The organism is Pseudomonas donghuensis (assembly GCF_000696345.2).
In the GTDB taxonomy this organism is placed as follows: Bacteria; Pseudomonadota; Gammaproteobacteria; order Pseudomonadales; family Pseudomonadaceae; genus Aquipseudomonas; species Aquipseudomonas donghuensis.
The window spans coordinates 2,451,394-2,462,676 of sequence record NZ_CP071706.1 but is presented as its reverse complement, the minus strand read 5'-3'; the positions used below and the strand labels follow the sequence as shown (position 1 = coordinate 2,462,676).

10 protein-coding genes are annotated in these 11,283 nt (G+C 64.9%); 3 read left to right on the top strand and 7 right to left on the bottom strand.

Annotation, left to right across the window (positions count from 1 at the left end; genetic code table 11):
- Positions 1 to 39: 39 nt before the first annotated feature.
- Positions 40 to 597: a carboxymuconolactone decarboxylase family protein gene (locus BV82_RS11470; protein ID WP_036996055.1), complete on the bottom strand. Its 558-nt coding sequence runs from the start codon at positions 595 to 597 to the stop codon at positions 40 to 42.
- Positions 598 to 703: 106 nt separating this feature from the next.
- On the opposite strand from BV82_RS11470, the gene BV82_RS11465 reads away from it, so the two are divergent.
- Both BV82_RS11465 and BV82_RS11460 read left to right on the top strand, forming a co-directional pair.
- Positions 704 to 1,615, top strand: a complete 912-nt coding sequence (locus BV82_RS11465; protein ID WP_036996056.1) for an AraC family transcriptional regulator — start codon at positions 704 to 706, stop codon at positions 1,613 to 1,615.
- 140 nt (positions 1,616 to 1,755) lie between these two features.
- Positions 1,756 to 3,381 carry a methyl-accepting chemotaxis protein gene (locus BV82_RS11460; RefSeq protein ID WP_036996057.1) on the top strand — a complete coding sequence of 542 codons (1,626 nt, stop codon included), beginning with the start codon at positions 1,756 to 1,758 and terminating at the stop codon, positions 3,379 to 3,381.
- 87 nt (positions 3,382 to 3,468) lie between these two features.
- Here the strand turns inward: BV82_RS11460 and BV82_RS11455 are convergent, their stop codons facing one another.
- The gene (locus tag BV82_RS11455; protein ID WP_010225651.1) at positions 3,469 to 3,822 is read right to left on the bottom strand and encodes a DUF1428 domain-containing protein; all 354 of its coding nucleotides are present in this window, start codon (positions 3,820 to 3,822) and stop codon (positions 3,469 to 3,471) included.
- 172 nt (positions 3,823 to 3,994) lie between these two features.
- Between BV82_RS11455 and BV82_RS11450 the strand changes: the two genes are divergently transcribed.
- The gene (locus BV82_RS11450) at positions 3,995 to 4,858 is read left to right on the top strand and encodes a LysR family transcriptional regulator (protein WP_010225649.1); all 864 of its coding nucleotides are present in this window, start codon (positions 3,995 to 3,997) and stop codon (positions 4,856 to 4,858) included.
- On the opposite strand, the gene BV82_RS11445 is transcribed toward BV82_RS11450, so the two are convergent.
- The 5 genes from BV82_RS11445 to BV82_RS11425 form a co-directional block, all read right to left on the bottom strand.
- Entirely contained in the window at positions 4,832 to 5,992 is a 1,161-nt protein-coding gene (locus BV82_RS11445) for an HPP family protein (protein ID WP_036996058.1), read from the bottom strand. The two genes, BV82_RS11450 and BV82_RS11445, sit on opposite strands and share 27 nt — an antisense overlap.
- A gap of 216 nt (positions 5,993 to 6,208) precedes the next feature.
- Positions 6,209 to 7,468 carry an MFS transporter gene (locus BV82_RS11440; protein WP_036996059.1) on the bottom strand — a complete coding sequence of 420 codons (1,260 nt, stop codon included), beginning with the start codon at positions 7,466 to 7,468 and terminating at the stop codon, positions 6,209 to 6,211.
- Positions 7,469 to 7,478: 10 nt separating this feature from the next.
- Complete coding sequence (locus BV82_RS11435; RefSeq protein WP_036996060.1) at positions 7,479 to 8,165, bottom strand: hypothetical protein; 687 nt, start codon at positions 8,163 to 8,165, stop codon at positions 7,479 to 7,481.
- Positions 8,166 to 8,334: 169 nt separating this feature from the next.
- Positions 8,335 to 9,684: a sigma-54-dependent transcriptional regulator gene (locus BV82_RS11430; protein ID WP_036996062.1), complete on the bottom strand. Its 1,350-nt coding sequence runs from the start codon at positions 9,682 to 9,684 to the stop codon at positions 8,335 to 8,337.
- Entirely contained in the window at positions 9,669 to 11,072 is a 1,404-nt protein-coding gene (locus BV82_RS11425; RefSeq protein WP_244993539.1) for an ATP-binding protein, read from the bottom strand. Before BV82_RS11425 ends, BV82_RS11430 begins: the two co-directional genes overlap by 16 nt.
- Positions 11,073 to 11,283: the final 211 nt, after the last annotated feature.

Sequence of the window (11,283 nt, the reverse complement as noted above, 5' to 3'; positions counted from 1 at the left end):
TTTAAAAATGCGCCAGCCTGCGCCGGCGCCGAGGGTTCGTTATGCCGAAGGCTGCCAGCGGTACTTGCTCAGCTCGTCATTGAGCGGGGTTTGGGCGAACACATTAGCAAAGTTGCACAGGGTTGCCAGGCTTACACCGAGGATCACCTCCAGGGCATTGCCTTCGCTATAACCCGCTTCGCGCAACGCTCCGTAGCCGGCCTCGCTGACATTGCCGCGGGTGGCGATGACTTCGCGGGTGAACGCCGCCAGGGCTTCGAGCTTCTCTTGCGGCAGCTCGCTCTTGGCGCGCAGGGCATTGACCACCTCTTGAGGCAGCTTGGCCTTGTTCAGCGCCACGGCGGTGTGGCCGGCCACGCAGAAATCGCAGCCGTGGTGGGTGGCGGCCACCAGTTGCACCACTTCACGCTCGGCCAGGCTCAGCTCGGCCTTGCCGTTAAGTGCAGACACAGTGACGTAGGTTTCCAGCGCCGCCGGGGCATTGGCCAGCACGCCGAGCAGGTTGGGGATGAAGCCCGAGGCCTTCTGGGCGTTCTCCAGGTAAGGACGGGCAGCCTCTGGGGCGCTTTGCAGTGTATGGACAGTGACGCGCGACATGGAGTGGACTCCTGCATACTAGGGGTGTGCCACAAGTCTGTTGGTTATAAGAATTACCTGCCATATTCTGCAGTCGCTATTACTTGCTCCTGAGTCTTTTCATTAGATGATTTCGTCCAGCCCGGTAGTCGATTGGTTATTAGAAAGCCTTGAGCTAGACGCCAGCCTGTTCCATGTCGGGCGTTATTGCGGCGCTTGGCACGCCAGCACCCACGGCCTGGCGCGGGCCAGTTTCCACCTGATCGTCCAGGGCCATTGCTGGCTGCATATCGACGGCCAGGCCGAGGCCATGCGCCTGCAAGCTGGCGATGCAGTGTTCCTGCTGCGCGACTTCAACTATCGGCTGTCCAATGCCCAGGACTGCGAGCTGGCCCAGCAGCAACCGCGCCAGGTCATGCAAGCGCTGGACAGCACAGCCACTGACGGCGTGGGCCTGGTGTGCGGGTTCTTTCATTTTCAGCCGGGCCTGTCGTCGCTGGTCATCGACAGCCTGGACGACTGGATCATCCTGCGTGCCGGCGACCCGGCATCCACGGCCGCACGTGCACTGTTCGAACTGATCCTGGCCGAGTGCCAACGGCTGCCCGCGCCCTCCTCGGCGCTGCTCGAACGCCTGAGCCATCTGCTGTTTTTGTATGTGCTGCGCCAACGCGTCAGCGACGACCAGGGCATCAGCGGCCTGGTGGCCCTGGCACGTCACGCCAACTTTGCCAGCCTGCTCGAGCAACTGATCGAACACCCCGACCAGCCCTGGTCGCTGGAAAGCATGGCAGCCTGCACGGGGCTGTCGCGCTCGGCGTTCTTCAAGCGCTTCAGCGAACTGGCCGGGCAATCGCCGGGGCAAGTGTTGCTGGCCCTGCGCATGCGCCATGCCTGCCAGTTGCTCAAGGCCAGCAACACCGTCGAGCAGGTGTGCGCGGCGGTGGGGTATCAGTCGATTGCCGCCTTTACCCGTGCCTTCAGCAAGGCCGTCGGCTTGCAGCCGGGGGCGTATCGGCGCCAGCATGAAGGCCGCTGAGGCAAACAGCGTGCGGTAATCGAACACAAGCAGGCCTTACCCCCTCAAGTCCACCAGCAACCACTCCGATAGCAGACCCACCCACCGCCGTTACAGCGGCAACGCGTGGGGCTGATAACAACTAAAGGAGTACTGCCCGCATGTTCGCCGACCTGAAAATCCGCACCGGTATGTTCTGGGTGCTGTCGCTGTTCAGCCTGACCTTGCTGTTTTCCACCGTCAGCGCCTGGCGCGCGGCGGTGGGTAGCGACCAGCAGATCAGCGAACTGGACCAGACCGCGCACCAGTCGGACCGCCTGAACAACGCCCTGCTGATGGCGATCCGCGCCAGCGCCAACGTGTCCTCGGGCTTTATCGAACAGACCGGCGGCCACAGCGAGAGTGCCAACAAACGCCTGAAGCTCTCGGAAGAACTGCTGGGCAACAGCGCGCAGTTGATCAATGAGTTGGTCAGCAACGCCCAAGAACCGACGCTCAAATCCCTGACCGTGGCGCTGCAAAGCACCTTTGGCGAATACGCCAAGGCGGTGGCCGGGCAGCGTGAAGCCACCCGCCAGAACGACCTGCAGCAGTACTTCAACGTCAACACCGACGCTGGCAACGCCATGGGCCGCTTGCAGGCGCTGCGCCAACAACTGGTGGCGGCGCTGAACGAGCGCAGCCAGCAGATCATGCTCGAATCCGACCGGCGCCTGAGCAGCGCCCAGGTGCTGAGCGTGGCGCTGGGGCTGCTGACCTTGCTGCTCGCCGCCCTGTGCTGGAGCTTTATCGCCCAGCGTGTACTGCGTCCGCTACGCGAGGCCGGCCAGCACTTCCAGCGTATTGCCAATGGCGATTTGAGCGTGCCGGTGACGGTGCACAGCAGCAACGAGATCGGCCAGCTGTTCAGCGAACTGCAGCGTATGCAGCACAGCCAGCGCGACACCCTGGGGCAGATCACCGGCTGTGCCAGGCAACTGGCCGAGGCTGCCGGTGCACTCAATGGCATTACCGAACAGAGCTCGCACAGCCTGCGCCAGCAAGACCAGGAGCTGGAACAGGCCGCCACCGCCGTCACCGAAATGACCACGGCCGTGGAGGAAGTCGCGCGCAACGCCGTGTCCACCTCGCAAGCGGCCAGCGCCTCCAACGAACTGGCCGAACAAAGCCGCCGCCAGGTCAGCGACAACCTCGACGGCACTCAGGCCATGGCCCGAGAGGTGCAGACCAGCAGCGCGCACCTGGAGCAACTGGCCGGGCAGATTCGCGACATCGGCCAGGTGCTGGAAGTGATTCGCTCGGTGTCCGAACAAACCAACCTGCTGGCGCTCAATGCCGCCATCGAAGCGGCCCGTGCCGGGGAAGCCGGGCGCGGCTTTGCCGTGGTCGCCGACGAAGTGCGCACCCTCGCCTACCGCACGCAGCAATCGACCCAGGAAATCGAGCAGATGATTGGCCGCGTGCAGCACGGTACCGAAGCGGCAGTGACGTCGATGCAGGCCAGCACCCAGCGGGCGCAGTCGACCTTGGGTATTACCCAGGCCTCAGGGCAGGTACTGGAAGGGATCTACAGCGCCATTGGCGAGATCAACGAGCGCAACCTGGTGATTGCCAGCGCCGCCGAGGAACAGGCGCAAGTGGCGCGCGAGGTGGATCGCAATTTGCTGAACATCCGCGAACTGTCGACCCGCTCGGCGACCGGGGCGCAACAGACCAGCGAAGCCAGCCAGGCGTTGGCGGGGCTGGCCGGGCAACTGACGGCACTGGTGGCACGCTTCAAGGTTTAAGCAATAAGCGCCCACAGGGTCGGCATACACAGATCCCTGTGGGAGCCGGCCTTACCGGCGATGGGCTGCAACGCAGCCCCAACGCTCTCAGACATCCACAAGAATCCTGAATCCACCAAAAATCACCCGCTTACCATCAAACGGCATCGGGTTCTGCTCAGGCTGCAAGCGCGGGTCCTGCATCATCTTCTGCATCCCCGCATCGCGCACTTCGCGTGACGGCCAGAGGACCCAGGAAAACACCACCGTCTCGTCGTCCTTGAGTTTCACGGCCATGGGGAACGAGGTGAGCTTGCCCTCGGGAACATCATCGCCCCAGCACTCGATCACCTTCAGCGCACCGCATTCCTTGAACACCACGGCGGCCTCTTCGGCGTGTTTTTTGAAGGCTTCGCGGTTGGCGGTGGGCACTGCGAGGACAAAACCGTCGACATAGGACATGGGCTGAACTCCTGCATGAGTGGGGTACAGGGTGGTCGATCAGGCAGGCGCGCAATCGACAGGCCTATCGCCTGAGGCGACCAAAGGTCATCGATCTGCACCACCTCTTCCCCTGCCCCATTGCGGTGCAAAGCCACTACAATAGCCCACCGCAAAAACAGGCTGCCCCCCAATGGATATCGAGCTGGCCCGCACCTTCCTTGAAATCGTTCGCAGCGGCAGCCTGGTGTCCGCCGCCGAACGCCTGCACGTCACCCAGACGGCTATCACCGCCCGGGTACAAAAGCTCGAACAGCAACTGGCCTGCCAGCTGTTCATCCGCAGCCGCAGCGGCGCCAGCCTCACCGCCGACGGCGAAGCCTTCGTGGTTTACGCCAATCAGCTGGTGCAAACCTGGGAGGCCGCACGCCGCGACCTGCCCTTGCCCGAGGGCTGCCACCAGGTGCTGCACATCGGCGGCGAAGTCAGCCTGGGCAACCCGCTGGTGCTCGGCTGGGTCAGCGCCCTGCACCGGGAAATGCCCGGCCATGCCATTCGCAGCGAAGTCAGCGACGGCGAGTCCTTGCTGCACAAAGTGGAAATGGGCGTGCTCGACGCCGTGCTGGTCTACCAGCCCACCTACGGTCCGGGCCTGCAGGTGGAACAACTGATGGAAGAAAAACTGATCCGCATCCGCCGCAAAGACCAGCCCGAACCTTACGTATACATCGACTGGGGCCAGGCCTTCCGCCGCCGCCACGACGCCGCCCTGCCCGAATGCGCGCGCCCGGCGCTGAGCTTCAACCTCGGGCCGCTGGCGCTGCAGTACATCCTCGAACACGGTGGCAGCGGCTACTTCCGTACCCGCGTGGTGCAGGCGTACCTGGACAGCGGCGTATTCGAACGTGTGCCGCAAGCGCCGGAGTTCACCTACCCCACCTACCTGGTGTATGCCCGCGAGCGCGACAGCGAGGCGTTGCAGCAGGCGTTCAGGGTGCTGCGCGAAGTGGTGGCCGGTGAGAGTGACTGGTCACAGCGCTGGGATCCTGTGATCTGAGCGCGTCGCTTCACTGAGCAACTGGCGCTTGAGCCCGGCAATCAAATCGGTCTGGGTGATCACCCCCACCAGCGCCTCCCCTTGCATCACCGGCAAGCAATGCAGCCCCTGCTCACTGAGCAACGGAATCAGCGCCACCGCGGGCTCGTCACTGCGCACGGTAATCACCGGCCGGCTCATGATCTGCTCCAGCAGCACCTGAGGCCTGTGCCCAAACAACCCGCGCCAGCTGAAACGCCCCTCGGCCATGGCCGGCCCGACCAGGTCGCTCAAGCTGACAATCCCCACCAAACGCCGCGCCTCATCCAGTACCGGCAAGGTGTGCAAGTGGTGGCTCGACAACAACTGCCAGGCCTGCTGCAGGGTGGTCTGCGGGGTCGCCAACTGCACATCCCGCGACATCACCGAGGCGGCGGTAATGCCACCGAGGCTGCGCTTGAGCGCGTGTTGCTCGGTGGCCATGATGATGCGTTCGAGCTCATCGCGGGTGACGTCGACAAACTCGCCGAGCTCTTCCAGCGCCTGGTCGAGGTCCTCGCCACTGACCCCGACCCGCTCACCCGGCAACACATCGGCGGTGTGGTGCAGGTCTTTGCGCGGCGTGGCGGTTTTCGGGTAGCGCACGCCGGTCAGGCGGTTGTAGATCACCGCCACGGCCACCAGTACCAGGGCATTGAGCATGATCGGCTCGAACACCTGGTCGCCCATTGCCGCCAGTGATGAGTCCGCCAGCACCACGCTCACCGCCACCCCGCCCCCCGGCGGGTGCAGGCAGCGCAGCAGGCACATCAGCAAAATCGCCACGCCAAGGGCCAGTGCCGCGACCCACAAGGCCGAGCCAAAACAGTGATGCAACACCAGCCCCACCGCCGTCGCGCTGGCATAACTGCCAACAAAGGGCCAGGGCTGCGCCAGCGCGCCGGAGTGCACAGCAAACAGCAGCACCGCCGAGGCCGCCAACGGCCCGAGCAAGTGCAGCGCCACCGTCGGGCCAAAGGCCAGGCTACAGACGAAACCAGCAAGAAACAGACCGAGCAGCGCGCCGACGCCTGCGCGTAGCCATTCTTTCGGGGGGATGTTCAGAGGGGCCGGCAGCAGCCGGCTGAACCAGTTGTTCAGACCGCGGGTAGACATGGGTAAATCGGGCACCTGGGCAGTAAAAAAAGCCCGGCCAACGTGGCTGGGCTGAGTATTGCGAGGGGCAATACCAATGGGCTCCGTCCGTGGAGATGGAATTTTTTGAGTGTTGCGTCGGGGGGATTTTGCCGGGGTTGCGGTGAGGGGTGGTAATTCAAAAAAGTGAGGGGTGGGTGCAGTTTTTTTGAGGGATGGGCAGCGACAGGCCGGTGTCTACCGATCCGCGCCGGTACCTTGGCCAAGTCGGCGAGCAGGTTGGGTGACGATGCCAACGTGATAGGTGAGTAGTCCGCTTGCGGCCACAATGCCCAGCGCGACGAAGGCTGCGCTATAGCCGAAACCATGCGCGATCCAACCGGCGAGTGCGTGACTCATGGCCGCGCCTACCCCTTGGATTGCCATCACGGCACCAAGCCCTGCATTGACGTGTCCAGTGCCGCGCAGGATGCAAGCGACAAGCCCGGGCAAGGCGACACCCAGCAGGCCCGCCCCGATTCCGTCAAGGGCCTGTACCGGAAGCAGCGCCCATGGGGACGCCCAGAAACCGGCGATCAGCCCTCGCAAGGGTAAAGCCAACAGGGCGGTAATGATCAGTAGCCGATACCCGTGCCGAGAGGCATACCATCCAGCCCAAAGCGCCACAGGAACCATCACCAGCTGCGCGACGATGACGGTCGATGCCGTGAACACGCTGGGGTCCGCCAGCCCGCGCGTGACGTTCGACTGCGCAAACAAGGGCAGCATCGCGGCATTGCCCAGGTGGAACAGCAGCATCGTGATCGCAAGCAGGCCCAGCTCGCGCGAGTCCGTCAAAATCCGCAGCATGGAAGGCGCAGGACCGCCACCTTGCGCAGGCTGGTTGCAAGTGAGGTCTGCGCCACGGGCCCGCTCATGATTGATGTCCTGCGGATGGATCTTGCACAAGCAAGCAAGCGCCGCGCACGCCATCAGGGCCATCAACACGAATACGGCTGACAGCCCCCAGCGGTAGCCTGCCAGCCCGGCCAATGCAGCCGCGACCACGTTGCCGGCATGGTTCCAGGCCTCGTTGATGCCAAGCTGCCGAGACAGGTCCCTCTGATCCACGATGCCCAAGGTAATACCCATGATGCCGGCGCCCATCAACGCCCCCACGGCACCGGTCACCAGCTGAGAGGCGACCACGACGCCGAACGACGCTGCCGTCCATAGCGCCGCCGTGGCGAGCATGAGCATGACGGTGGCACTTGCCAGTAGAAGTCGCTTGTAGCGCGAAGCGTCGATCCAGGCTCCCATCGGCGTGGTCGCCAGCATGCCTGCGACGCCGCCGATGGCCATCACGTAGCCGATATCATCGGCTCGCCAGCCTTGACTGGCCAGAAGCACACCGAGGAAGGGCCCCAGGCCGTCACGGACGTCGGCCAGGAAGAAGTTCAGGCCGGACAGCCAGCTCCGCGAGCCGGCGTGCGTCGGGGTTATGGAAGGCGTTGCCATCGTCACATCCTTACTGCGCACGGTCGTAGAGCGGCTCCAGGGTGGACAGCGAGGTGCCCATGCTGACGGCTTCCAACGCGGTGCCAAACACATTGCGCGTGCCCAGCCCGGATGCCGCGAACGGCGCCCCCGTCTGCACCGACAGGCGCAGGCTTTCTGGCGGGAAACGAACGATGCTGCCATCGCTGAGGATGACGCCGTTGGCCTCGCCCCGCGGACCGGTGAGCACGGCCTCCACCTGGCCTTCCACCTGCTGGGGCTGCAGGCGCTGGGCGCGCAGGTGGGGTGGCAGGACTCGGCCTTCGCCGACCGGCGGCGGCTGGTCGTACACGGTGCGCCCGCTGGCGGTGTGGACGATGGCGTCGGCCTTGACCGTGCCCCGCGCTTGCGCCCGTCCGATGATGCGCACGGCGTCCCCCACCTGGACCGCCGCAGTGAGCGCATCGGCCATGTGCGGCGCGAACTTGACAATGGTTCCGTCGCTCAGGCGCAGGCCGTCGACCTCACCGTAGGGATTGATGAGCATCCGCTGGACCTGGCCTTCCACCACGTACTGGCCCATCAGGCCAGGGGCGGCCATGCCTTGATGCGATGTCGCAGGCAGATGAGCGGCTGGGTCGGGCGCCATGGCCTGTGCGCTGAGGCTGCACAGGCCGAATACCAGCGCAGCAGACGTGGCGATGAAATACGTAGACATTGGAGAAGCTCCTTGGCTTGGGAAACAACACCCAACCTGTAGTGCAAGCACCATGCCTAACAATATTTACAACAAATTCAACTGCTTACATAAATAACGAGCCATGCGCCGTCCGATCCCGTGACGCCCGAGTGTCACAGAATCGGACACCGGCTGGCCTGCGCTGGGGTCAGTCCAGCCCAAACTCGGCCAGCTTGCGGTAGAGCTGTTGGCGAGACAGACCGAGACGCCGCGCCGCCTCCGCGCGGTTACCGGCCGTCGCAGCCAGGGCTCGCACAGTCATCTCGCGCTCCAGGTGGGCAACGGCTTGTGCCATAGGTCCCTCCCAGTCGATGTCCAGGCCCGGGGTGGGCGCCGCCACTGCCTGCAAGCCGATGTGTTCGACATCGATGACCGCGCCGTGGCTGAGGATGGCCGCGCGTTCCATGGCGTTGCGCAGTTCGCGCACGTTGCCGGGCCAGGGGTGGGCCAGCAGCAGCCGGGCGGCCGCTGCACTCAAGCGCTTGGGCGAGTCGCCGCCCAACAGGCGTAGAAAGTGCTCGGCCAGCAGCAGCACGTCGCCCAGCCGCTCACGCAGCGGCGGCAGCCACAGCGGCACCACCTGCAGGCGGTACCACAGGTCTTCCCGGAAGCGCCCCTCCTTGACCGCGGCGGGCAGGTCCCGGTGCGTGGCCACGACGATGCGCACGTCCACCGGCTGGACGCGGTTGGCGCCCACGGGGGTGATCTCGCGCTCCTGCAGCACCCGCAGAATCTTCGCCTGTGTGGGCAGCGGCATGTCGCCGATCTCGTCAAGGAACAGGGTGCCGCCATCGGCCTCGCGAAAGCGTCCGGTGCGTTCGTGGACGGCACCGGTGAACGCGCCTTTGACATGACCGAACAGCTCGCTTTCCATCAGTTCAGCCGGGATCGCAGCGCAGTTCACTGCGACGAAGGGGCCGCTGGCTCTAGCGCTGTTGCGATGCAAAGCGCGCGCCACCAGTTCCTTGCCCGTGCCCGTCTCGCCGAGGATCAAGGCGGTGGCATCGGAGTTCGCAGCCAGCCCGATGTGCTTGAAGACCTGGCGCATGGCCTCGCTGGCGCTGACCAGTTCACGGCCATCCACAGGTTCTCTTGCGCCGGGCGATGCCCCGGCCGCCTGAGGCCGGTCTGGGCTGGGGGCTGCTTGACGCAAGGCCCGCTCGAGCGTTTCGACCAGGGCGACCCTGGTCACGGGCTTGGTCAGATGGTCGAACGCGCCCAGGCTCATCGCCTCGATGGTGTTGCCACCGCTCGCATAGGCGGTGAGCATGATGCAAGGGACCTGCGAGAGGCGCGCCGCACGGCGCAGGAACACCAGGCCATCCTCTCCCGGCAGCCGCAGGTCGACGATGGCCGCATCCACGGCCTCGGTGCGCAGCCTGTGCAGGCCCGCATCGGTGCTTTGGGCCTGCAGCACCGTATGGCCCAGGTCCTGCAGCACTTCTGCAAGGCTGTCACGGAACGCGGCGTCATCGTCGACAATCAGGATTCGGGCCACGGTAGCTCCATCTCTATGCGCGTGCCCTTGGCCGACTCGGCGAGACCGACCCGCCCGCCGTGTCCCTGCACGATCTCGCGCACCAGCGCCAGCCCCAGGCCGGTACCGCCTGCGCGGGTAGTGGCGAAAGGCTCGAACAACGTATCGCGCATGTCGGCCGGAATACCGCAACCATCGTCCGCCACCCACAACAGCAATGCGCCACGGCGCGTGCGCTGCGCACCGAGTTCGATCTCACCGCATTCTCCCGTGTGCGCCATCGCGTTGAGCAGCAGGTTGTCAAAGACCCGTGCCATTTGTGTCGGGTCGAACAGCGCCAGCCCCTTCGCGCTTTCGGACAGCTGCGGTTCAACCGCCAGTGTGATTCGTACGCCATGCTTTTGCGCCGCCTCGGCATGGGCATTGCGCTGCGCCTCCAGCCATCCCCGCAGGTCAACCGCCTGGCGCTCGGCGCGCAACGGTTGCGTCAATGCCAGCAGGCTCGACACCAGTGCCTCCAGGCGTGCCGTTTGCGACAGCACCGCCTCCAGGGCACCAACCACACGGGCTTCGCGCCGGTCGGCCGGCGCAGCCATCGCGTTTTCCGCCTTCATGCGCATCGTGCCCAATGGGTTGCGAATCTCATGCGCGAGCCCGGCGCAAACGCGCCCCAAGGTCGCCAGACGTTCGGACTGGGCCAGTTGCTCTCGCAGGTGGGCCGACTGGCGCTGCCAACGCGCAAGCATCCAGCCCAGCCATGCGCCGGAGACCACCACCAGCGCCAGCAGCAGGCTCACCGCGAGGATCAGGGTGTTGACCGTGCCTGCGGCCAACAGCGGCACGCGCAGCAAGGTCCAGGCGATCAGGCGGCGGTCATCGGTGGGCACAGGGCAGGCAGCGAACGCCACGGCTTCGCGTAAACCCGGTCGCACGTCCGCCACAAGGCCTGCGCAATCCTGCGCACGCTGGGCCGTGGAGGCAATGCGCTCCAGCTCGGCACTTGGCGGATCACGCTTGATTCCCGTGCCATCGTAGGTCGGGAAAGCGTAGGCCACCACGCCCGCATCCGCTCGCCAGAAGCCGCCCTCCATGCCCGGCTGATCGCGCAGTGCCAAATCAAGCACCGCCTGTGCCGCAGCCGGGGTCATGGGATAGGGCTGATCGTCTGCAGGCGGGAGCTGCTGGCGAACGCGTGCCGCCCCCGCTTGCAGCGCCTGGCAACTGGTCGCGGTGAGTTGGCGCGCATGCGCAATCTGGGGACCGGCGCCTTGGCGGCTGAGTATCAACAGTAACCACCCCAGCACAAGCGCAACGGCGGCAATGGATAGCCACAGGATCAACAGATCACGTCGAACGGATGATTGCAGCGACAGGTCAAATTCCCTTTGATGTGAGGCACCGCGGGTCAATCGGTGGGCGTTTTGCCGGCAACCTTGCCAGATGGGCCATTGCCGCGCAAGAAAACGCTCGGTTGGCCGGCCGTTTCATAACCAGGCGTGACGTGGTTGAGCAAGGTTACGAGGTTGCAAGGGTGTGTGCAGGGGCAAGTTGTTTTCGAGCAAACGTGCCCCGCTGCCGGGGAAGATCGTCTGTCATAACTTCCCCAAATATGGCATTCAG